Origin of the sequence: Escherichia sp. HH26CH (genome assembly GCF_009820205.1) — a bacterium.
Lineage (GTDB): Bacteria > Pseudomonadota > Gammaproteobacteria > Enterobacterales > Enterobacteriaceae > Escherichia > Escherichia coli_F.
Genome location: NZ_VNXM01000025.1, coordinates 25,318 through 49,082 on the forward strand (window position 1 = coordinate 25,318; position 23,765 = coordinate 49,082).

General features: G+C 51.5%; 18 protein-coding genes and 1 pseudogene. 13 read left to right on the forward strand and 6 right to left on the reverse strand.

The window, feature by feature from the left end; all coding sequences use genetic code 11:
* Positions 1-74 precede the first annotated feature (74 nt).
* From accC to acuI, 3 genes are all read right to left on the reverse strand, one after another.
* A complete protein-coding gene (gene accC / locus FQ015_RS08670) occupies positions 75-1,424 on the reverse strand; it encodes an acetyl-CoA carboxylase biotin carboxylase subunit (protein WP_000884620.1) in 1,350 nt (449 codons plus the stop codon).
* Positions 1,425-1,434: 10 nt separating this feature from the next.
* Entirely contained in the window at positions 1,435-1,905 is a 471-nt protein-coding gene (gene accB / locus FQ015_RS08675; RefSeq protein WP_000354622.1) for an acetyl-CoA carboxylase biotin carboxyl carrier protein, read from the reverse strand.
* A gap of 977 nt (positions 1,906-2,882) precedes the next feature.
* Positions 2,883-3,857, reverse strand: coding sequence for an acrylyl-CoA reductase (NADPH) (gene acuI / locus FQ015_RS08680; protein WP_001148460.1), 975 nt, complete (start codon positions 3,855-3,857; stop codon positions 2,883-2,885).
* Between the two features lie 151 nt (positions 3,858-4,008).
* Between acuI and csrD the strand changes: the two genes are divergently transcribed.
* From csrD to tldD, 8 genes are all read left to right on the forward strand, one after another.
* The gene (gene csrD, locus FQ015_RS08685) at positions 4,009-5,949 is read left to right on the forward strand and encodes an RNase E specificity factor CsrD (protein WP_001241406.1); all 1,941 of its coding nucleotides are present in this window, start codon (positions 4,009-4,011) and stop codon (positions 5,947-5,949) included.
* Between the two features lie 304 nt (positions 5,950-6,253).
* Complete coding sequence (mreB, locus tag FQ015_RS08690) at positions 6,254-7,297, forward strand: rod shape-determining protein MreB (protein WP_000913396.1); 1,044 nt, start codon at positions 6,254-6,256, stop codon at positions 7,295-7,297.
* A gap of 65 nt (positions 7,298-7,362) precedes the next feature.
* Positions 7,363-8,466 carry a rod shape-determining protein MreC gene (gene mreC / locus FQ015_RS08695; RefSeq protein WP_000802516.1) on the forward strand — a complete coding sequence of 368 codons (1,104 nt, stop codon included), beginning with the start codon at positions 7,363-7,365 and terminating at the stop codon, positions 8,464-8,466.
* A complete protein-coding gene (gene mreD / locus FQ015_RS08700; RefSeq protein WP_000179409.1) occupies positions 8,466-8,954 on the forward strand; it encodes a rod shape-determining protein MreD in 489 nt (162 codons plus the stop codon). Before mreC ends, mreD begins: the two co-directional genes overlap by 1 nt.
* Before the next feature lie 8 nt (positions 8,955-8,962).
* The gene (gene yhdE, locus FQ015_RS08705; RefSeq protein WP_000203102.1) at positions 8,963-9,556 is read left to right on the forward strand and encodes a nucleoside triphosphate pyrophosphatase YhdE; all 594 of its coding nucleotides are present in this window, start codon (positions 8,963-8,965) and stop codon (positions 9,554-9,556) included.
* The gene (rng, locus tag FQ015_RS08710; RefSeq protein WP_000123197.1) at positions 9,546-11,015 is read left to right on the forward strand and encodes a ribonuclease G; all 1,470 of its coding nucleotides are present in this window, start codon (positions 9,546-9,548) and stop codon (positions 11,013-11,015) included. The genes yhdE and rng overlap by 11 nt, the downstream gene beginning before the upstream one ends.
* A gap of 67 nt (positions 11,016-11,082) precedes the next feature.
* Entirely contained in the window at positions 11,083-14,883 is a 3,801-nt protein-coding gene (gene yhdP, locus FQ015_RS08715) for an AsmA2 domain-containing protein YhdP (protein ID WP_160523966.1), read from the forward strand.
* Between the two features lie 155 nt (positions 14,884-15,038).
* Positions 15,039-16,484 carry a metalloprotease TldD gene (gene tldD / locus FQ015_RS08720; protein WP_000055909.1) on the forward strand — a complete coding sequence of 482 codons (1,446 nt, stop codon included), beginning with the start codon at positions 15,039-15,041 and terminating at the stop codon, positions 16,482-16,484.
* Between the two features lie 127 nt (positions 16,485-16,611).
* On the opposite strand, the gene aaeR is transcribed toward tldD, so the two are convergent.
* On the reverse strand, positions 16,612-17,541 hold the full coding sequence (aaeR, locus tag FQ015_RS08725; RefSeq protein ID WP_000440317.1) for an HTH-type transcriptional activator AaeR: 930 nt from the start codon (positions 17,539-17,541) through the stop codon (positions 16,612-16,614).
* A gap of 182 nt (positions 17,542-17,723) precedes the next feature.
* Here aaeR and aaeX point away from each other — a divergent pair, with 182 nt between their 5' ends.
* From aaeX to FQ015_RS08745, 4 genes and pseudogenes are all read left to right on the forward strand, one after another.
* Positions 17,724-17,927 (forward strand): p-hydroxybenzoic acid efflux pump operon protein AaeX, encoded by a 204-nt coding sequence (aaeX, locus tag FQ015_RS08730; RefSeq protein WP_000051841.1) that lies wholly within the window; start codon positions 17,724-17,726, stop codon positions 17,925-17,927.
* A 7-nt stretch (positions 17,928-17,934) separates the two neighbouring features.
* The gene (aaeA, locus tag FQ015_RS08735; RefSeq protein WP_000854033.1) at positions 17,935-18,867 is read left to right on the forward strand and encodes a p-hydroxybenzoic acid efflux pump subunit AaeA; all 933 of its coding nucleotides are present in this window, start codon (positions 17,935-17,937) and stop codon (positions 18,865-18,867) included.
* Positions 18,868-18,872: 5 nt separating this feature from the next.
* Complete coding sequence (gene aaeB / locus FQ015_RS08740; protein ID WP_000510964.1) at positions 18,873-20,840, forward strand: p-hydroxybenzoic acid efflux pump subunit AaeB; 1,968 nt, start codon at positions 18,873-18,875, stop codon at positions 20,838-20,840.
* A gap of 91 nt (positions 20,841-20,931) precedes the next feature.
* Positions 20,932-21,204, forward strand: a pseudogene (locus FQ015_RS08745) (barstar family protein).
* Between the two features lie 55 nt (positions 21,205-21,259).
* Here FQ015_RS08745 and yhcN read toward each other — a convergent pair.
* Both yhcN and argR read right to left on the reverse strand, forming a co-directional pair.
* Complete coding sequence (yhcN, locus tag FQ015_RS08750; RefSeq protein ID WP_000695690.1) at positions 21,260-21,523, reverse strand: peroxide/acid stress response protein YhcN; 264 nt, start codon at positions 21,521-21,523, stop codon at positions 21,260-21,262.
* A gap of 364 nt (positions 21,524-21,887) precedes the next feature.
* On the reverse strand, positions 21,888-22,358 hold the full coding sequence (argR, locus tag FQ015_RS08755; protein ID WP_001257846.1) for a transcriptional regulator ArgR: 471 nt from the start codon (positions 22,356-22,358) through the stop codon (positions 21,888-21,890).
* Positions 22,359-22,792: 434 nt separating this feature from the next.
* Here argR and mdh point away from each other — a divergent pair, with 434 nt between their 5' ends.
* Positions 22,793-23,731, forward strand: a complete 939-nt coding sequence (gene mdh / locus FQ015_RS08760; RefSeq protein ID WP_001295272.1) for a malate dehydrogenase — start codon at positions 22,793-22,795, stop codon at positions 23,729-23,731.
* The last annotated feature ends 34 nt before the right edge of the window (positions 23,732-23,765 follow it).

A 23,765-nucleotide genomic window follows, 5' to 3' on the forward strand; every position in this document is an offset into this window, starting at 1 on the left:
GCCGGGCAGCCTTAACAGGCCCGGCGTTGATTACGTTCTTTGCTAAGTGCGATGAAAACACCGCGCGTCACAAATTATTTTTCCTGAAGACCGAGTTTTTTCTCCAGATAGTGGATGTTAGTGCCACCATGCTGGAAGTTCTCGTCATTCATGATGCGGATCTGCAGATCAACGTTGGTTTTGATACCGTCGATGATCAGCTCCTGCAGCGCATTCTTCATGCGGGCAATCGCCACGTCACGGTTTTCACCGTAGCAAATCAGCTTACCGATCATTGAGTCATAGTACGGCGGTACGGTGTAGCCCGCGTAGATATGAGACTCCCAACGCACGCCAAAACCGCCAGGTGCATGGAAACGGGTGATTTTGCCCGGGCTTGGCAGGAAGGTGTTCGGATCTTCGGCGTTGATACGGCACTCTACCGCATGGCCGCGAACGTGAACTTCTTCTTGCTTGATCGACAGCGGTTGACCGGCAGCGATACGCAGCTGTTCTTTGATCAGGTCAACGCCGGTGATCATTTCAGTAACCGGGTGTTCTACCTGAATACGGGTGTTCATTTCGATGAAATAGAACTCGCCGTTTTCGAACAGGAACTCGAAAGTACCTGCACCGCGATAGCCGATATCAACACACGCTTTAGCACAACGTTCACCGATGTAGCGACGCAGTTCCGGGGTAATGCCCGGTGCTGGCGCTTCTTCGACCACTTTCTGGTGACGACGCTGCATAGAGCAGTCACGTTCCGCCAGATAGATAGCGTTGCCCTGACCGTCCGCCAGTACCTGGATCTCGACGTGGCGAGGATTTTCCAGGTATTTCTCCATGTAAACCATGTCGTTATTGAAAGCGGCTTTCGCTTCCGCACGGGTCATGGAGATGGATTGTGCCAGTTCAGCGTCGCCGCGTACTACACGCATACCACGACCGCCGCCGCCGCCGGAGGCTTTGATAATCACCGGGTAACCAATGCGTTTTGCAATGGCGCGGTTTTTATCCATATCGTCGCCCAGCGGGCCGTCAGAACCTGGTACGCAAGGAACGCCCGCTTTTTTCATCGCCGCGATTGCGGATACTTTGTCACCCATCAGGCGAATGGTGTCTGCTTTCGGGCCGATGAAGATAAAGCCGGAGCGTTCAACCTGCTCGGCAAAATTGGCGTTCTCGGAGAGGAAGCCGTAACCCGGATGGATTGCTACTGCGCCGGTGATTTCAGCGGCGCTGATGATTGCCGGGATGTTCAGATAACTTTTTACTGACGGAGCAGGACCGATACAGACCGTTTCGTCTGCCAGTAATACGTGTTTTAGATCGCGATCCGCACTGGAGTGCACAGCGACAGTCTTAATGCCCAGTTCTTTACAGGCACGAAGAATACGCAATGCAATCTCGCCGCGGTTGGCAATAACAATTTTATCCAGCATGTTCGCCTCGTTACTCGATGACGACCAGCGGCTCGTCAAATTCTACCGGTTGTCCACTTTCGACCAGAATTGCTTTCACGGTACCGGATTTGTCCGCTTCGATCTGGTTCATCATTTTCATGGCTTCAACGATGCACAGGGTATCGCCCACGTTGACTTTCTGACCCACTTCGATGAACGCTTTTGCGTCCGGGCTTGGGGTGCGGTAGAAAGTACCAACCATCGGGGAACGTACGATGTGACCACTGATTTCCGCTGCTGCTGGCGCTTCCATGGAAGGAACGGTCGCCGGAGCGGCTGCGTTAGATTGAGCTGGCTGCTGCATCATTGGTGCAGCGTAAGCTTGTTGCATCACAGGGAAACTTGCGGCAGGAGCTGCACGGCTAATGCGTACTGACTCTTCGCCTTCAGAAATTTCCAGTTCGGAGATGCCTGATTCTTCAACCAGCTCGATCAGTTTTTTAATCTTACGAATATCCATGAGTGGGTTCCGTACTCTTTGTTTAGTGTGATTGTGACAGGCGTTTCACCGCCGTCTGTAAAGCGTATGCCCCGACAGCTGTATGCATAGCGATAAATTCCAGCAGGCCGGGACGCCGGTCTATTTTGCCCCAGAGTGTCAATGTTAGACTTGACGGACATTGTGCAGCGATCTGCTGCTATCCTCCGGCAAAAAACAAAATATACCTTCGTTGCGCCAATGTCACCTTTTCCGCAGCGCAAAAACTGCGTCAGGGAGAACGAGGTCGCACATTATAACGATTTCGTAGCAATTGGCAGCTAAATACTGGTCTTATCAGGGAAGATAATCAACAGCTAACATGTAAATAACCTTCAACACCGTGTAATTTGCAACAAGCAGCACAATTCACGAAATTAGCGCCATCATCGACGGAACTTCTTATAACGTAAGGCTAAAAGTTGTAAAGCCAGCCCTGCGAAGATGAGGGGCTGCAATGAGATAATCTTCACAGACCACAAATAATGTAGGGATGCCAGGATCGCGACAAGATAGACGACATTACGCAGCGGTTGCTGGGGATTGCCCAATTTTCACTGCATCGTCTGGATAAACGTGAATGCTAAAGCGCGCAAAATCAACAAACTGACAATGCTCAGCATCAAATACGTTCGAGTGGTTAATTTGTAGGCAAATAAAATCAGATTATTCACCCCATGGTACCAGAAATCAGTAACAGGTTAAGCGTAGCGTCGCCCAGGCAAAGCACCATAAACCTAACAGGCGACGGAGGCGTATCAATAATGGCTGTTTAGTGGAGTAACAATGCGCATCAATTTATGGTCAGTCGAAATCATGACTTTCCAGTTTGGATTATGTTGTACAACTTTCTGACCAAGATGTTCGACGAAAGCTGTCCGGCTAACCGCTTTTCCCGTTAACCGATTGAATAATGATTTCAAAATGAGTTCCCTCTCTTATTATTCCCTGCTAAATGGTTAGTTAACCTTCACCAGCGTGCGACCCTGGATCTGGTTATTAATGATGGCCTCGGCAAATTTCGGTGCCTCTGCCAGAGATATCTCTTTTGCCGCCTGGGTATAGAATGATTCCGGTAAATCGGCGACCAGTCGCTGCCAGGCTTGTGCGCGGCGTGCTGGTGGCGTCATCACTGAATCCACCCCCTGTAAACGGACATTACGCAGAATAAATGGCATGACCGTGGTTGGCAGAGTAAAACCACCCGCCAGACCACAAGCTGCCACGCAGCCTCCGTAATTCATTTGCGCCAGCACTTTCGCCAGCACTTTGTCGCCAACGGTGTCAATTGCCCCAGCCCAGAGTTGTTTTTCCAGAGGACGGGATTCGGCAAACTCATCGCGAGGAAGAATACGGCTGGCACCTAAACTTTTCAGATATTCATGGGTACTTTCGCGACCGGAAACGGCAACGACCTGATAACCCAACTTATGCAGCAGCGCCACGGCGGTACTGCCGACGCCACCACTGGCACCCGTTACGACAATCTCGCCGTCCTGCGGGCGAACACCGGCATCTTCCAGCGCCATCACACACAGCATGGCGGTAAAACCGGCAGTACCGATAATCATTGCTTTACGCGCGTCCAGCCCTTGCGGCATGGCAACCAGCCAGTCACCTTTCACTCGCGCCTGCTCCGCCAGCCCACCCCAGTGGTTTTCACCAACGCCCCAGCCAGTGAGTAATACGTCCTGACCGGCATGAAAACGCGGATCTTCGCTGGTGCGTACAGTTCCGGCAAAATCGATCCCAGGAATCATCGGAAAATTACGGATGATTTTTCCCTTACCGGTAATTGCCAGCGCATCTTTGTAGTTCAGGCTCGACCAGTGAACATCAACCGTGACATCGCCCTCCGGCAGGCGACTTTCGTCCAGAGTCTGTACCGATGCGAGAGTTTTGCCGTCCTGCTGTTCTAAAAGTAACGCCTGCATAAGTGGTCCTCATGTGCATGATGGATTGGAAAATAATTTCTGAAGACTATACTCGCTAATGGAAAAGCAAAGCCGATGAAGCGCAATAAATTGCGAGATAAATCTGATTTGCTAGTATGCCCGCTTCCTCACTATCGGAGTTAACACAAGGATGAGATTAACGACGAAATTTTCGGCCTTTGTTACGCTGCTCACCGGGTTAACAATTTTTGTGACTTTGTTGGGCTGTTCGCTAAGTTTCTACAACGCCATTCAGTATAAGTTTAGTCATCGCGTTCAGGCGGTGGCGACGGCGATTGATACCCACCTTGTGTCGAATGACTTCAGCGCATTAAGGCCACAAATTACCGAATTAATGATGTCAGCAGATATCGTTCGTGTAGACCTGCTACATGGTGATAAACAGGTTTATACCCTCGCCAGAAATGGTAGTTATCGTCCGGTTGGCACCAGCGATCTGTTTCGCGAACTGAGCGTTCCGTTGATAAAGCATCCGGGGATGTCGCTGCGTCTGGTTTATCAGGATCCGATGGGCAACTATTTCCATTCGTTGATGACCACCGCGCCGCTCACGGGGGCGATTGGCTTTATCATTCTTATGCTCTTCCTGGCGGTACGCTGGTTACAACGGCAACTTGCCGGGCAAGAATTACTGGAAACCCGGGCTACTCGTATCTTAAACGGTGAGCGTGGCTCTAATGTGTTGGGAACCATCTATGAATGGCCGCCCAGAACCAGCAGTGCGCTGGATACGCTGCTTCGTGAAATTCAGAACGCACGCGAACAACACAGCCGTCTTGATACGCTGATCCGCTCTTATGCCGCCCAGGACATGAAAACCGGCCTCAATAACCGACTCTTCTTCGATAATCAGTTAGCAACGTTACTGGAAGATCAGGAGAAAGTAGGTACCCACGGGATCGTGATGATGATTCGTCTACCGGATTTCAATATGTTGAGCGATACCTGGGGGCACAGCCAGGTTGAAGAACAGTTCTTCACTCTGACGAATCTGCTGTCGACATTTATGATGCGCTACCCTGGCGCACTGCTGGCGCGTTACCACCGCAGTGATTTTGCTGCGCTGTTGCCGCACCGGACGTTAAAAGAGGCTGAGAGCATAGCCAGTCAGTTAATCAAAGCCGTCGATACCTTGCCGAACAATAAAATGCTCGATCGCGACGATATGATCCACATTGGTATCTGTGCCTGGCGTAGTGGTCAGGATACCGAGCAGGTAATGGAACATGCAGAGTCTGCCACGCGTAATGCGGGATTGCAGGGCGGCAATAGCTGGGCTATTTACGATGACTCGTTGCCTGAAAAAGGACGCGGTAATGTTCGCTGGCGTACGCTTATCGAGCAAATGCTCAGTCGCGGCGGCCCGCGCCTTTATCAAAAACCGGCGGTTACTCGCGAAGGTCAGGTTCATCATCGCGAACTCATGTGCCGCATCTTCGATGGTAATGAAGAGGTTAGCTCGGCGGAGTATATGCCGATGGTCTTACAATTTGGCTTATCGGAAGAGTATGACCGCCTGCAAATCAGCCGTCTTATTCCACTATTGCGTTACTGGCCGGAGGAAAATCTGGCGATTCAGGTTACCGTTGAGTCGCTGATTCGCCCGCGTTTTCAGCGTTGGCTGCGCGATACGTTAATGCAATGTGAAAGATCGCAACGAAAACGCATAATTATTGAACTTGCAGAGGCCGATGTAGGTCAACATATCAGTCGTTTACAACCTGTTATTCGTTTAGTGAATGCTTTAGGGGTGCGGGTAGCCGTCAACCAGGCTGGTTTGACGCTGGTAAGCACCAGTTGGATCAAAGAACTTAATGTTGAGTTACTCAAGCTCCATCCGGGGCTGGTCAGAAACATTGAGAAGCGAACGGAGAATCAGCTGCTGGTTCAAAGCCTGGTGGAAGCCTGCTCCGGGACCAGCACCCAGGTTTACGCCACCGGCGTGCGTTCGCGAAGCGAGTGGCAGACCCTGATTCAGCGCGGTGTTACAGGTGGGCAAGGGGATTTTTTCGCGTCCTCACAGCCACTTGATACTAACGTGAAAAAATATTCACAAAGATACTCGGTTTAACCTGCCGTTTAATCCGTTTTCACGTAGAATAACGCGCGCTGCGTCTCATGGGAGTGTGCTTGTCTGCTCGCCAGATTGTTGCAGCACATATGCAGATGAATGACCTTACGCGGTTGCAAACAGGCGAGGAATGCTGCTGATGCATTAAGCCTTTCTGGACTCAGGCAGAGATTTGTAACAAAGGAAACGAACTGCACTAATTTTCACCGTAGCAGATGATTTTTGCGCCTTGTCGCTGCTGCGTGTGGTTGGTAAAGTAAGCGGATTTTCTTTTCCGCCCCAGCTTTCAGGATTATCCCTTAGTATGTTGAAAAAATTTCGTGGCATGTTTTCCAATGACTTGTCCATTGACCTGGGTACTGCGAATACCCTCATTTATGTAAAAGGACAAGGCATCGTATTGAATGAGCCTTCCGTGGTGGCCATTCGTCAGGATCGTGCCGGTTCACCGAAAAGCGTAGCTGCAGTAGGTCATGACGCGAAGCAGATGCTGGGCCGTACGCCGGGCAATATTGCTGCTATTCGCCCAATGAAAGACGGCGTTATCGCCGACTTCTTCGTGACTGAAAAAATGCTCCAGCACTTCATCAAACAAGTGCACAGCAACAGCTTTATGCGTCCAAGTCCGCGCGTTCTGGTTTGTGTGCCGGTTGGCGCAACCCAGGTTGAACGCCGCGCAATTCGTGAATCCGCGCAGGGCGCTGGTGCCCGTGAAGTCTTCCTGATTGAAGAACCGATGGCTGCCGCAATTGGTGCTGGCCTCCCGGTTTCTGAAGCGACCGGTTCTATGGTGGTTGATATCGGTGGTGGTACCACTGAAGTTGCTGTTATCTCCTTGAACGGCGTGGTTTACTCCTCTTCCGTGCGCATTGGTGGTGACCGTTTTGATGAAGCTATCATCAACTATGTGCGTCGTAATTACGGTTCTCTGATCGGTGAAGCCACCGCAGAACGTATCAAGCATGAAATCGGTTCGGCTTACCCGGGCGATGAAGTCCGTGAAATCGAAGTTCGTGGCCGTAACCTGGCAGAAGGTGTTCCACGCGGTTTTACCCTGAACTCCAACGAAATCCTCGAAGCACTGCAGGAACCGCTGACCGGTATTGTGAGCGCAGTAATGGTTGCACTGGAACAGTGTCCGCCGGAACTGGCTTCCGACATCTCCGAGCGCGGCATGGTGCTCACCGGTGGTGGCGCACTGCTGCGTAACCTTGACCGTTTGTTAATGGAAGAAACCGGCATTCCAGTCGTTGTTGCTGAAGACCCGCTGACCTGTGTGGCGCGCGGTGGCGGCAAAGCGCTGGAAATGATCGACATGCACGGCGGCGACCTGTTCAGCGAAGAGTAATCGGATACAGGCAGGGGAAGCGTCTGTTTACCCTGCCTGGTCTGATACGAGAATACGCATAACTTATGAAGCCAATTTTTAGCCGTGGCCCGTCGCTACAGATTCGCCTTATTCTGGCGGTGCTGGTGGCGCTCGGCATTATTATTGCCGACAGCCGCCTGGGGACGTTCAGTCAAATCCGTACTTATATGGATACCGCCGTCAGTCCTTTCTACTTTGTTTCCAATGCTCCTCGTGAATTGCTGGATGGCGTATCGCAGACGCTGGCCTCGCGTGACCAACTAGAACTTGAAAACCGGGCGTTACGTCAGGAACTGTTGCTGAAAAACAGTGAACTGCTGATGCTTGGACAATACAAACAGGAGAACGCGCGTCTGCGCGAGCTGCTGGGTTCCCCGCTGCGTCAGGATGAGCAGAAAATGGTGACTCAGGTTATCTCTACGGTTAACGATCCTTATAGCGATCAAGTTGTTATCGATAAAGGTAGCGTTAATGGCGTTTATGAAGGCCAGCCGGTCATCAGCGACAAAGGTGTTGTTGGTCAGGTGGTGGCCGTCGCTAAACTGACCAGTCGCGTGCTGCTGATTTGTGATGCGACCCACGCGCTGCCAATCCAGGTGCTGCGCAACGATATCCGCGTAATTGCAGCCGGTAACGGTTGTACGGATGATTTGCAGCTTGAGCATCTGCCAGCGAATACGGATATTCGTGTTGGTGATGTGCTGGTGACTTCCGGTCTGGGCGGTCGTTTCCCGGAAGGCTATCCGGTGGCGGTTGTCTCTTCCGTAAAACTCGATACCCAGCGCGCTTATACTGTGATTCAGGCGCGTCCGACTGCGGGACTGCAACGTTTGCGTTATCTGCTGCTGCTGTGGGGCGCGGATCGTAACGGCGCTAACCCGATGACGCCGGAAGAGGTGCATCGTGTTGCTAATGAACGTCTGATGCAGATGATGCCGCAGGTATTGCCTTCGCCAGACGCGATGGGGCCAAAGTTACCCGAACCGGCAACGGGGATCGCTCAGCCGACTCCGCAGCAACCGACGACAGGAAATGCAGCTACTGCGCCTGCTGCGCCGACACAGCCTGCTGCTAATCGCTCTCCACAAAGGGCTACGCCGCCGCAAAGTGGTGCTCAACCGCCTGCGCGTGCGCCGGGAGGGCAATAGTGGCGAGCTATCGTAGCCAGGGACGCTGGGTAATCTGGCTCTCTTTCCTCATTGCGCTGTTGCTGCAAATCATGCCCTGGCCGGATAACCTGATTGTTTTCCGGCCAAACTGGGTGTTACTCATCTTGTTGTATTGGATCCTGGCCTTGCCTCATCGCGTAAATGTGGGCACAGGTTTTGTGATGGGTGCCATACTGGATCTGATCAGCGGCTCGACGCTTGGCGTACGCGTATTGGCGATGAGCATCATTGCTTACCTGGTGGCGCTGAAATACCAGCTTTTCCGCAACCTCGCATTATGGCAGCAGGCGCTGGTCGTCATGTTGCTTTCGCTGGTGGTGGATATTATTGTTTTCTGGGCAGAGTTTTTAGTGATTAACGTCTCTTTCAGACCGGAAGTGTTCTGGAGTAGTGTAGTCAATGGAGTGCTCTGGCCGTGGATTTTCTTGCTGATGCGTAAAGTCCGTCAGCAGTTTGCAGTGCAATAAAGGTTTCTATGACTTCTCTGTATTTAGCTTCCGGTTCTCCGCGTCGTCAGGAGTTACTTGCGCAACTTGGCGTGACCTTTGAACGTATTGTTACGGGCATTGAGGAGCAGCGTCAGCCGCAGGAGAGCGCGCAGCAATATGTTGTGCGTCTGGCGCGCGAGAAAGCACAGGCGGGTGTCACGCACACGGCGCAGGATCTCCCGGTGCTGGGTGCGGATACTATCGTTATCCTGAATGGAGAAGTGCTGGAGAAACCGCGCGACGCAGATCATGCGGCGCAGATGTTGCGCAAACTATCGGGTCAGACCCATCAGGTGATGACGGCAGTGGCGTTGGCCGACAGTCAGCACATTCTCGATTGCCTGGTGGTCACCGATGTGACGTTCAGAACGTTAACAGACGAAGACATCGCGGGCTATGTCGCCAGCGGAGAACCGTTAGATAAAGCAGGTGCATACGGTATTCAGGGGGTGGGTGGCTGTTTTGTCAGGAAGATAAATGGCAGCTATCACGCCGTAGTCGGCTTACCGCTGGTTGAAACGTATGAATTATTAAGTAATTTTAACGCACTGCGTGAGAAAAGGGATAAACATGACGGCTGAATTGTTGGTAAACGTAACGCCTTCGGAAACGCGAGTGGCGTATATTGATGGCGGTATTCTGCAGGAAATTCATATTGAACGTGAGGCGCGACGCGGAATAGTAGGCAATATCTACAAGGGTCGTGTAAGTCGTGTACTTCCGGGTATGCAGGCGGCTTTTGTAGATATTGGGCTGGATAAAGCCGCGTTTCTTCATGCATCCGACATCATGCCGCATACTGAGTGTGTGGCGGGTGAAGAGCAAAAGCAATTCACGGTGCGCGACATCTCGGAACTGGTCCGTCAGGGGCAAGATCTGATGGTGCAGGTGGTGAAAGATCCGCTTGGTACTAAAGGTGCGCGCCTGACCACCGATATCACTCTGCCATCTCGCTATCTGGTTTTTATGCCAGGTGCTTCTCATGTTGGGGTTTCCCAACGTATCGAAAGCGAATCCGAACGTGAACGCCTGAAAAAAGTGGTCGCGGAGTATTGCGACGAGCAGGGCGGGTTTATCATCCGTACTGCAGCGGAAGGTGTTGGTGAGGCTGAACTGGCCTCCGATGCCGCTTATCTGAAACGTGTCTGGACCAAAGTCATGGAGCGTAAAAAGCGCCCGCAGACTCGTTATCAGCTGTACGGCGAACTGGCGCTGGCGCAGCGTGTTCTGCGTGATTTCGCCGACGCTGAGCTGGACCGCATTCGCGTTGACTCGCGCCTGACTTACGAAGCATTGCTGGAGTTTACCTCGGAGTACATTCCCGAGATGACCAGCAAGCTGGAGCATTACACCGGACGCCAGCCGATTTTCGATCTCTTTGATGTCGAAAACGAAATCCAGCGAGCGCTGGAACGCAAAGTAGAACTGAAATCCGGTGGTTATCTGATTATCGACCAGACCGAAGCGATGACCACCGTGGACATCAATACCGGAGCGTTTGTCGGTCATCGCAATCTGGACGACACCATTTTCAATACCAATATTGAAGCGACGCAGGCTATCGCTCGCCAGTTACGGTTGCGCAATCTGGGCGGGATTATCATTATTGATTTCATCGACATGAATAATGAAGATCACCGTCGCCGCGTACTGCATTCGCTGGAGCAGGCGTTGAGCAAAGACCGGGTGAAAACCAGCGTTAATGGTTTTTCGGCGCTGGGGCTGGTGGAGATGACGCGTAAACGCACCCGCGAAAGCATTGAGCACGTACTATGTAACGAATGCCCAACCTGCCACGGTCGCGGAACGGTGAAAACCGTGGAAACGGTATGCTATGAAATCATGCGCGAGATTGTTCGTGTACACCATGCTTACGATTCCGACCGTTTCCTGGTCTATGCTTCTCCGGCAGTAGCCGAAGCCTTGAAAGGCGAAGAGTCACACTCGCTGGCGGAAGTGGAAATTTTCGTTGGCAAACAGGTTAAAGTACAAATTGAACCGCTCTATAACCAGGAGCAGTTTGACGTCGTAATGATGTAAACAGATGCTGGGCCGCCATCCGGCAAAGGGTTTTTGAGTCACATTTTTAGCAGACAAGGAGTGACGGGTGAGGCGATTGCCGGGGATTTTACTGCTTACTGGAGCCGCGCTCGTTGTGATCGCTGCCCTGCTGGTTAGCGGCCTGCGTATTGCTTTACCGCATCTTGACGCCTGGCGTCCGGAAATCCTCAACAAAATAGAATCCGCGACTGGCATGCCGGTTGAAGCCAGTCAGCTCTCAGCCAGCTGGCAGAATTTTGGCCCGACGCTTGAAGCGCACGACATCCGTGCAGAACTAAAAGATGGCGGCGAATTTTCGGTTAAACGCGTTACTCTGGCGCTGGATGTCTGGCAAAGCTTGTTACATATGCGCTGGCAGTTTCGTGATCTCACTTTCTGGCAGCTGCGCTTTCGCACCAACACTCCTATCACCAGCGGTGGTGGTAATGATAGCCTGGAAGCCAGTCACATCAGCGATCTGTTTCTTCGTCAATTCGACCATTTCGATCTCCGCGACAGTGAAGTCAGTTTCCTGACGCCATCCGGTCAGCGCGCCGAGCTGGCGATCCCACAACTCACCTGGCTGAACGATCCACGTCGACACCGTGCGGAAGGCCTGGTAAGCCTCTCCAGCCTTACCGGACAGCACGGCGTGATGCAGGTGCGCATGGATTTGCGCGATGATGAGGGGTTGTTAAGCAATGGTCGCGTCTGGGTCCAGGCGGATGACATCGACCTGAAGCCGTGGCTCGGTAAATGGATGCAGGACAATATTGCGCTGGAAACGGCGCAGTTCTCCCTTGAAGGCTGGATGACGATCGATAAAGGCGATGTAACCGGCGGCGACGTCTGGCTGAAACAGGGCGGTGCCAGCTGGTTGGGCGAGAAGCAAACGCATACGCTGTCGGTGGATAATCTGACCGCGCATATTACGCGTGAAAACCCGGGCTGGCAGTTCTCTATTCCCGACACACGGATCACGATGGACGGCAAACCCTGGCCGAGCGGAGCATTGACGCTGGCCTGGATACCTGAACAGGACGTTGGCGGCAAAAACAATAAACGCAGTGACGAACTTCGGATTCGCGCCAGTAATCTGGAGTTGGCTGGACTGGAAGGCATACGCCCGTTAGCAGCGAAACTTTCACCTGCGCTGGGTGAGGTTTGGCGCGCCACACAACCGAGCGGCAAGATAAACACGCTGGCGCTGGATATCCCGCTTCAGGCGGCAGACAAGACCCGTTTTCAGGCATCGTGGAGCGATCTGGCCTGGAAGCAATGGAAATTATTACCGGGTGCGGAACACTTCTCCGGGACGCTTTCCGGCAGCGTAGAAAATGGTTTGCTTACCGCGTCGATGAAGCAGGCAAAGATGCCTTACGAAACGGTATTCCGTGCGCCACTGGAAATCGCAGACGGCCAGGCTACGATAAGCTGGCTGAACAATGACAAAGGTTTCCAGCTGGATGGGCATAATATTGACGTTAAAGCCAAAGCCGTCCATGCGCGCGGCGGTTTTCGTTACCTGCAACCTGCTAACGATGAACCCTGGCTGGGTATTCTGGCTGGCATCAGTACCGATGATGGTTCACAAGCCTGGCGCTATTTCCCGGAAAACTTGATGGGTAAAGACCTGGTTGATTACTTAAGTGGCGCGATTCAGGGCGGTGAAGCGGATAACGCGACGCTGGTTTATGGTGGCAATCCGCAACTCTTCCCCTATAAACACAACGAAGGTCAGTTTGAAGTGCTGGTGCCGCTGCGCAACGCGAAGTTTGCCTTCCAGCCGGACTGGCCTGCATTAACTAACCTTGATATTGAACTGGATTTTATTAACGACGGTTTATGGATGAAAACCGATGGCGTTAATCTGGGCGGCGTGCGCGCGAGTAATCTCACCGCAGTGATCCCTGACTACTCAAAAGAAAAACTGCTGATTGACGCTGACATTAAAGGTCCGGGTAAAGCCGTTGGCCCTTACTTTGATGAGACACCGTTGAAAGATTCTCTGGGTGCGACCCTGCAAGAACTCCAGCTCGACGGCGATGTGAATGCTCGCTTACATCTCGATATTCCGCTAAACGGCGAACTGGTTACCGCGAAAGGTGAAGTGACGCTGCGTAACAACAGTCTGTTTATCAAACCGCTTGATAGCACACTGAAAAATTTGAGCGGTAAATTCAGCTTTATCAATGGCGATCTGCAAAGCGAACCACTGACAGCAAGCTGGTTTAATCAGCCGTTGAACGTGGATTTCTCCACCAAAGAAGGGGCAAAAGCCTACCAGGTCGCGGTGAATCTCAACGGTAACTGGCAACCCGCGAAAACCGGCGTTCTGCCTGCAGCGGTGAACGAAGCATTAAGTGGCAGCGTGGCGTGGGATGGTAAAGTGGGCATTGAGCTGCCTTATCATGCTGGCGCGACGTATAACGTAGAGCTAAACGGCGATTTGAAGAATGTGAGCAGTCACTTACCTTCACCGTTAGCCAAACCCGCTGGCGAATCGCTGCCGGTTAACATTAAGGTCGATGGCAACCTCAATAGCTTTGAATTAACCGGACAGGCTGGCGCGGATAACCATTTCAATAGCCGCTGGTTGCTCGGTCAAAAGCTGACGCTCGACCGTGCTATTTGGGCGGCAGACAGTAAAACGCTCCCGCCGTTGCCGGAACAAAGTGGTGTTGAACTCAATATGCCGCCGATGAATGGTGCCGAGTGGCTGGCCCTGTTCCAGAAAGGTGCGGCGGAGAGTGTCGGTGGTGCAGCGAGTTTCCCACAACACATAACGTTACGTACGCCTATGTTGTCGCTGGGAAATCAGCAATGGAATAACCTGAGTATTGTTTCGCAACCGACGGCAAATGGCACCCAGGTTGAGGCGCAAGGGCGTGAAATCAACGCCACGCTGGCGATGCGTAATAACGCGCCGTGGCTGGCGAATATCAAATATCTTTATTACAACCCGAGCGAGGCGAAAACTCGTGGTGATTCAACGCCGTCATCACCTTTCCCGACAACGGAGCGCATTAACTTCCGTGGCTGGCCGGACGCACAAATACGATGCGCAGAGTGCTGGTTCTGGGGGCAAAAATTCGGTCGTATTGACAGTGATCTCACTATTTCTGGCGATACGTTAACGCTGACTAATGGACTGATTGATACTGGCTTTTCGCGGCTCACTGCCGATGGTGAATGGGTTAACAATCCGGGAAATGAACGCACCTCGCTGAAAGGAAAACTGCGCGGGCAGAAAATTGATGCCGCCGCAGAATTTTTTGGTGTCACGACGCCCATACGGCAGTCGTCATTTAATGTGGATTACGATTTACACTGGCGCAAAGCACCCTGGCAGCCAGATGAGGCGACGTTGAATGGCATCATTCATACTCAACTGGGCAAAGGCGAAATTACCGAAATCAACACCGGACATGCAGGGCAATTGCTGCGCCTACTGAGCGTTGATGCCCTGATGCGTAAGCTGCGTTTTGATTTCAGAGACACCTTTGGCGAAGGGTTCTATTTTGACTCTATTCGCAGCACCGCGTGGATTAAAGACGGCGTTATGCACACCGACGACACGCTGGTGGATGGCCTGGAGGCGGACATCGCTATGAAAGGGTCGGTAAATCTGGTACGTCGCGACCTGAATATGGAAGCGGTTGTCGCACCAGAGATTTCTGCGACGGTGGGTGTGGCTGCGGCCTTTGCGGTTAACCCCATTGTTGGCGCGGCAGTGTTTGCCGCCAGTAAAGTGCTGGGACCGCTGTGGAGCAAAGTCTCCATTTTGCGCTATCACATTTCGGGTCCGCTGGACGATCCGCAAATCAACGAAGTGTTGCGCCAACCGCGTAAAGAAAAAGCGCAATGATTTGACGAGGGCGCGTAATTGCCCCAATCTCATATGATAATCGTTGCCAAAGGCCAACGAGCCGGAACATAACCGTAGGCCAGATAAGGCGTTCATGCCGCATCCGGCAGCCGTAAAAAATCCTCTACTGCAGTAACTAACGAGTAGCAAAAACGATGAGTCTGAACCTGGTAAGTGAACAATTGCTAGCGGCGAACGGCCTGAAACATCAGGACTTGTTCGCGATCCTCGGTCAACTGGCCGAACGTCGCCTTGATTATGGCGATCTCTATTTTCAGTCGAGCTATCACGAATCCTGGGTTTTAGAAGACCGCATTATTAAAGATGGTTCTTACAACATCGATCAGGGTGTTGGTGTGCGTGCAATCAGCGGTGAAAAAACCGGATTTGCTTACGCAGACCAAATCAGCCTGCTGGCGCTGGAACAGAGTGCGCAAGCGGCGCGCACCATCGTCCGTGATAGTGGTGATGGCAAAGTACAGACGCTGGGCGCGGTAGAGCATAGCCCGTTGTATACCTCGGTAGATCCGCTGCAAAGCATGAGCCGTGAAGAGAAGCTGGATATCCTGCGTCGCGTCGATAAAGTTGCCCGCGAAGCGGACAAGCGCGTACAGGAAGTGACTGCCAGCCTCAGTGGCGTTTATGAATTAATTCTGGTTGCGGCCACCGACGGCACGCTGGCGGCGGATGTTCGTCCGCTGGTGCGTCTTTCCGTGAGCGTTCTGGTCGAAGAAGATGGCAAACGCGAACGCGGTGCCAGTGGCGGCGGCGGTCGTTTTGGTTATGAGTTCTTCCTTGCCGATCTCGACGGTGAAGTCCGTGCGGATGCGTGGGCAAAAGAAGCAGTGCGTATGGCGTTGGTCAATCTTTCTGCCGTTGCTGCACCAGCGGGCACCATGCCGGTGGTTCTGGGCGCAGGTTGGCCGGGCGTACTGTTACATGAGGCGGTGGGTCACGGTCTGGAAGGCGACTTCAACCGCCGTGGTACTTCGGTCTTTAGTGGTCAGGTAGGGGAGCTGGTGGCTTCTGAACTGTGTACCGTGGTTGATGACGGCACGATGGTCGATCGCCGTGGTTCGGTGGCGATTGATGACGAAGGTACGCCAGGCCAGTACAACGTGCTGATTGAGAACGGCATTCTGAAAGGCTACATGCAGGATAAACTCAACGCGCGTTTGATGGGGATGACGCCGACTGGCAACGGTCGCCGTGAATCCTACGCTCATCTGCCTATGCCGCGTATGACCAATACCTATATGCTGCCGGGTAAATCGACCCCGCAGGAAATTATTGAATCCGTTGAGTACGGTATCTATGCACCGAACTTTGGTGGCGGTCAGGTGGATATCACCTCCGGCAAATTCGTTTTCTCCACCTCAGAAGCGTATCTGATTGAAAACGGTAAAGTAACTAAACCGGTGAAAGGCGCAACGTTGATTGGTTCCGGTATCGAAACCATGCAGCAGATTTCGATGGTGGGCAACGACCTGAAACTGGATAACGGCGTGGGTGTCTGCGGTAAAGAAGGGCAAAGTTTACCGGTTGGCGTGGGCCAGCCAACGCTGAAAGTTGATAACCTGACTGTTGGCGGTACCGCGTAATAATTTCAGTATTTTCAGAAGGATAATTAATCCTTCTCCGTATACGAACGGTCCCCTCGCCCCTCTGGGGTTAGGGTGAGGGGAACCCGTTGGCACAGGTTTGTACTACGTAACAGTACAATATTAATTACTTCTCTTTCCCGCGCCCGTGCATTTCCTGAAACAATTTACCGACCTCAACAAAATAATCCGTCAGTGAGTTGATCACGACCTGTACCTTCAGCGGCAGCTTATCTTTTTCGGTATACAACGCATAAACCGGGCGTGGATCTGACTGGTAACGCGGCAGCAGGATCTCGAGTTCCCCGCGATTGATCTCGTTGATCACCCACATCAGCGGCACGTAGGCGATCCCAGCGCCTGCAGTCAGCCAGCGCACCAGCGTCATCGGATCATTAGTCACAAATCTCCCTTGCGGGATCAGGCGAGTCGAGATCCCTTCCGGTGCGATCAGTTCAAATTCATTGTCGGGCCGCACGCTGTATTCAAGCCATGAATGGCTACTTAAATCGGCGGGTTTTTCCGGTATGCCGTATTGTGTGAGATAGCTTTTCGCGGCGCACACCACCATTGGCATCGCGCCCAGACGGCGGGAAAACAGGCTGGAATCCTGCAACGCGCCGACGCGGATCACCACATCCAGACCATCGGCAATCAGGTCGGGGGCAGGAATTCCGGTAACCAGATTGACGCTCAAACCTGGGTATTCTTTCAGCATTTTGGCTGTCAGCCCGGCGAGAACATTTTGTGCCATAGTTGAAGAACAACCAATGCGCAGCGTCCCGATGGGGGTGTTATTGAAGGCATACAGTTGCTCATGAACATCCTGCACTTCATGAAGCATCCGACGGCAGCCCTGGTAGTAAATTCTACCGGCTTCGGTCAGGCCAATGCTGCGTGTGCTTCGGTTTAACAGCTTTACCTGCAACTCATCTTCCAGTTTTGACACCGTCTGACTGATGGACGAAACGCTCATCTGTAGCTGTCTGGCGGCGGCGGTAAAAGAGCCAAATTCAACTACTTTGGCAAACACCGACATGCGTTTTAGTCGTTCCATTATTCACTCTGACTTAAAAGTGATTTAGATCACATAATATAGATAACAGCATAACAGTTACGTTAATATATTAAATATCAATCTACAGCAATGTTGCTCTCGCCCGGCTTTCCATGCCCTTCTCTGCGGCGACAGATGCTGAAAATAATAACGCCTGCTCTCTCTATACAACCAAGGTCAACATGAGTCTGTTTCCCGTTATCGTGGTGTTTGGGCTGTCCTTCCCACCGATATTTTTCGAATTGCTTTTATCACTGGCGATTTTCTGGCTGGTGCGCCGGGTACTTGTGCCAACAGGTATCTACGACTTTGTCTGGCATCCGGCGTTGTTCAACACCGCGCTCTATTGCTGCTTGTTTTATTTGATATCGCGACTGTTCGTTTGAGGTTGAAGTGAAAACACTAATAAGAAAATTCTCCCGTACGGCCATCACGGTCGTATTAGTCATTCTGGCCTTTATCGCAATTTTTAATGCCTGGGTCTATTACACCGAATCCCCGTGGACGCGTGACGCGCGCTTTAGCGCTGACGTCGTTGCGATCGCGCCGGACGTTTCTGGACTCATTACCCAGGTGAATGTTCATGATAACCAGCTGGTGAAAAAAGGACAGGTACTGTTCACCATCGACCAGCCGCGTTATCAAAAGGCGCTTGAGGAAGCGCAAGCCGATGTTGCTTATTATCAGGTACTGGCACAGGAGAAACGCCAGGAGGCCGGACGTCGTAACCGTCTCGGTGTGCAGGCGATGTCTCGCGAAGAGATCGATCAGGCCAACAACGTACTACAAACGGTTCTGCATCAGTTAGCGAAAGCGCAGGCGACCCGCGATCTGGCAAAACTGGATCTTGAACGCACGGTGATCCGCGCGCCAGCAGATGGCTGGGTGACCAACCTCAACGTCTATACCGGTGAGTTTATTACCCGTGGATCAACGGCAGTTGCGCTGGTGAAACAGAACTCCTTCTATGTACTGGCCTATATGGAAGAAACTAAGCTGGAAGGGGTGCGCCCTGGGTATCGTGCAGAGATCACGCCGCTTGGCAGTAACAAAGTGCTGAAAGGGACTGTTGATAGTGTTGCCGCTGGGGTCACCAACGCCAGCAGCACGCGTGACGACAAAGGGATGGCGACCATCGACTCTAACCTTGAATGGGTGCGTTTGGCGCAACGTGTTCCGGTTCGTATTCGTCTCGACAACCAGCAAGAGAACATCTGGCCTGCGGGCACCACTGCTACAGTGGTGGTCACTGGTAAACAAGATCGCGACGAAAGCCAGGATTCGTTCTTCCGTAAAATGGCCCATCGCCTGCGTGAGTTTGGTTAATCACGATGGGTATTTTCTCCATTGCTAACCAACATATTCGCTTTGCGGTAAAACTGGCGACCGCCATTGTACTGGCGCTGTTTGTTGGCTTTCACTTCCAGCTGGAAACGCCACGCTGGGCGGTACTGACAGCGGCGATTGTTGCCGCTGGTCCGGCCTTTGCTGCGGGAGGTGAACCGTATTCTGGCGCTATTCGCTATCGTGGCTTTTTGCGCATCATCGGCACATTTATTGGCTGTATTGCCGGACTGGTGATCATCATTGCGATGATCCGCGCACCATTATTGATGATTCTGGTGTGCTGTATCTGGGCCGGTTTTTGTACCTGGATATCCTCGCTGGTACGAATAGAAAACTCGTATGCGTGGGGGCTGGCCGGTTATACCGCGCTGATCATTGTGATCACCATTCAGCCGGAACCATTGCTTACGCCGCAGTTTGCCGTCGAACGTTGTAGCGAGATCGTTATCGGTATTGTGTGTGCAATTATGGCGGATTTGCTCTTTTCTCCGCGATCGATCAAACAAGAAGTGGATCGAGAGCTGGAAAGTTTGCTGGTCGCGCAATATCAATTAATGCAACTCTGTATCAAGCATGGCGATGGTGAAGTTGTCGATAAAGCCTGGGGCGATCTGGTGCGACGCACCACGGCGTTACAAGGTATGCGCAGCAACCTGAATATGGAATCTTCCCGCTGGGCGCGGGCCAATCGACGTTTAAAAGCGATCAATACGCTATCGCTGACGCTGATTACCCAATCCTGCGAAACTTATCTTATTCAGAATACGCGCCCGGAATTGATCACTGATACTTTCCGCGAATTTTTTGACACGCCGGTAGAAACCGCGCAGGACGTCCACAAGCAGCTCAAACGCCTGCGGAGAGTTATCGCCTGGACCGGGGAACGGGAAACGCCTGTCACCATTTATAGCTGGGTCGCGGCGGCAACGCGTTATCAGCTTCTCAAGCGCGGCGTTATCAGTAACACAAAAATCAACGCTACTGAAGAAGAGATCCTGCAAGGCGAACCGGAAGTCAAAGTAGAGTCAGCCGAACGTCATCATGCGATGGTTAACTTCTGGCGAACCACACTTTCCTGCATTCTGGGGACGCTTTTCTGGCTGTGGACGGGCTGGACTTCCGGCAGTGGTGCAATGGTGATGATTGCGGTAGTGACGTCACTGGCAATGCGTTTGCCGAATCCACGCATGGTGGCGATCGACTTTATTTATGGGACGCTGGCGGCGCTGCCGTTAGGGCTACTCTACTTTTTGGTGATTATCCCTAATACCCAACAAAGCATGTTATTGCTGTGTATTAGCCTGGCAGTGCTGGGATTCTTCCTTGGCATTGAAGTACAGAAACGGCGATTGGGCTCGATGGGGGCGCTGGCCAGCACCATAAACATTATCGTGCTGGATAACCCGATGACTTTCCATTTCAGTCAGTTTCTCGACAGCGCATTAGGGCAAATCGTTGGCTGTGTGCTCGCGTTCACCGTTATTTTGCTGGTGCGGGATAAATCGCGCGACAGGACTGGACGTGTACTGCTTAATCAGTTTGTTTCTGCCGCTGTTTCCGCGATGACTACCAATGTGGCACGTCGTAAAGAGAACCATCTCCCGGCTCTTTATCAGCAGCTGTTTTTGTTGATGAATAAGTTCCCAGGGGATTTGCCGAAATTTCGCCTGGCGCTGACGATGATTATTGCGCACCAGCGCCTGCGTGATGCGCCGATCCCGGTTAACGAGGATTTATCGGCGTTTCACCGACAAATGCGCCGCACAGCAGACCATGTGATATCTGCCCGTAGCGATGATAAACGCCGTCGGTACTTTGGCCAGTTGCTGGAAGAACTGGAAATCTACCAGGAAAAGCTACGCATCTGGCAAGCGCCTCCGCAGGTGACGGAACCGGTACATCGGCTTACGGGGATGCTCCATAAGTATCAACATGCGTTGACCGATAGTTAAGTCAAAACCGACGCCAAAAGCGTCGGTTTTTTCATGGCTATACTTAGCAATGAACGGCAGAACTCGCCGCGAAACGTGACGGTGGCAACAGATGAATATTTATACCTTTGATTTTGATGAGATTGAGAGTTAGGAGGATTTTTATCGCGACTTTAGCCAAACCTTTGGTCTGGCAAAAGATAAAGTACGCGATCTCGACTCTCTATGGGATGTGTTAATGAACGATGTCCTGCCGCTACCACTTGAGATTGAATTTGTTCATCTGGGAGAGAAAACGCGTCGCCGTTTTGGCGCGTTAATATTGCTGTTTGATGAGGCAGAGGAAGAGCTGGAAGGGCATTTGCGTTTTAATGTTCGTCATTAGCGCAAAAAAAAGCCCCCGAACCGGGGGCAATATCGTCGGACAAGACGATGAGGGTTTATTTGTACAGTTCAGCCGTAGCGTGCCAGGTGTCACCGCTACGAGCTTCAGTAATCTGGTAGGCCGTTGCGCCTTTCTCTTCCGCTTTTTTGTTCAGCATTTCACGCATATCCATTGGCGAAGACGCCACACCACTTACGGATACGGTCCCGATTGCTTCACGATTTTGTGCTTGTGCAGCATCAATGGAGTCGGCAGCGAATGCACCGAAAGAGAGAACAGAAAGTACGCTTAATGCAGCAACAGTGGTTTTGATTTTCATGATTTTTACCTCGACATAATCTTTTAGCTGGGCCTTTGTTTCGTGACCCATATCACAAAATCAAGTATACACTAATTATTGAACTAATTAATACCACGCTAACTGTTTCAGTTGATACTAAGTGTTAAAAGTGTGAGTTTTAATAACAAAAAAGAATTAAAAACACGGTTATTTATTATTAATTCTATTATTTTCAATTAGATAATGAATTTTGCATAATGTGCTTTTTTTAACTCATGTATTCATTATGTGAATGATATGTCGCGCTAAAACGCACTATTCGTTAAATTAATCGTAGGAGAAAGCAGGGGGATGAGAGGGAAAAGCAACATTTTCCCCGCCGCCAGAAGCGACGGGGCAGAGATTAAAGCTCCTGGTCGAACAGCTCTAAAATCGCTTCGTACAGGTCTTTGACGGTGAAACCGTTAGCAGGGGTAGTAAAGATGGTGTCATCGCCAGCGATGGTGCCCAGAATACCTTCTGCTTTGCCCAGTGAGTCCAGCAGGCGAGCAATTAACTGCGCCGCGCCAGGGCTGGTATGAATCACGACAACTGCATCGTTGTAGTCTATATCCAGTACCAGATTCTTCAATGGACTGGAGGTAGTTGGTACACCCAGTTCAGCTGGCAGGCAGTAAACCATTTCCATTTTGGCATTGCGTGTACGTACAGCACCAAACTTGGTCAACATCCGCGAGACTTTAGACTGATTAATATTGTCAAAGCCTTGCTCCTGCAACGCGGCGACGATTTCGCCCTGGGAGCTAAATTTCTCTTCTTTAAGTAATGCTTTAAATGCTTTAACTAGTTCTTCTTGCTTAGCCGAGCTTCGCATAAGTCACCCGATATGGTGGTTGATACAACATTATTGTGCATACAGATGAATTTTTATGCAAACAGTCAGCCCTGAAGAAGGCTGAAATAATGTTATGAAAGAGCGGGATTTTATCAAATTTCGTTATTGAGAAACATGCCTGCGTCACGGCATGCAAATTCTGCTTAAAAGTAAATTAATTGTTATCAAATTGATGTTGTTTTGGCTGAACGGTAGGGTATATTGTCACCACCTGTTGGAATGTTGCGCTAATGCATAAGCGACTGTTAATTACGTAAGTTAGGTTCCTGATTACGGCAATTAAATGCATAAACGCTAAACTTGCGTGACTACACATTCTTGAGATGTGGTCATTGTAAACGGCAATTTTGTGGATTAAGGTCGCGGCAGCGGAGCAACATATCTTAGTTTATCAATATAATAAGGAGTTTAGGATGAAAGTCGCAGTCCTCGGCGCTGCTGGCGGTATTGGCCAGGCGCTTGCACTACTGTTAAAAACCCAACTGCCTTCAGGTTCAGAACTCTCTCTGTATGATATCGCTCCAGTGACTCCCGGTGTGGCTGTCGATCTGAGCCATATCCCTACTGCTGTGAAAATCAAAGGTTTTTCTGGTGAAGATGCGACTCCGGCGCTGGAAGGCGCAGATGTCGTTCTTATCTCTGCAGGTGTAGCGCGTAAACCGGGTATGGATCGTTCCGACCTGTTTAACGTTAACGCCGGCATCGTGAAAAATCTGGTACAGCAAGTTGCGAAAACCTGCCCAAAAGCGTGCATTGGTATTATCACTAACCCGGTTAACACCACAGTTGCGATTGCTGCTGAAGTGCTGAAAAAAGCCGGTGTTTATGACAAAAACAAACTGTTCGGCGTTACCACGCTGGATATCATTCGTTCCAACACCTTTGTTGCGGAACTGAAAGGCAAACAGCCAGGCGAAGTTGAAGTGCCGGTTATTGGTGGTCACTCTGGTGTTACCATTCTGCCGCTGCTGTCACAGGTTCCTGGCGTTAGTTTTACTGAGCAGGAAGTGGCTGATCTGACCAAACGTATCCAGAACGCGGGTACTGAGGTGGTTGAAGCGAAAGCCGGTGGCGGGTCTGCAACCCTGTCTATGGGCCAGGCAGCTGCACGTTTTGGTCTGTCTCTGGTTCGCGCACTGCAGGGCGAACAAGGCGTTGTCGAATGTGCCTACGTTGAAGGCGACGGTCAGTACGCACGTTTCTTCTCTCAACCGCTGCTGCTGGGTAAAAACGGCGTGGAAGAGCGTAAATCTATCGGCACTCTGAGCGCATTTGAACAGAACGCGCTGGAAGGTATGCTGGATACGCTGAAGAAAGATATCGCCCTGGGCGAAGAGTTCGTTAATAAGTGATTGATTAGCGGATAATAAAAAACCGGAGCATAGA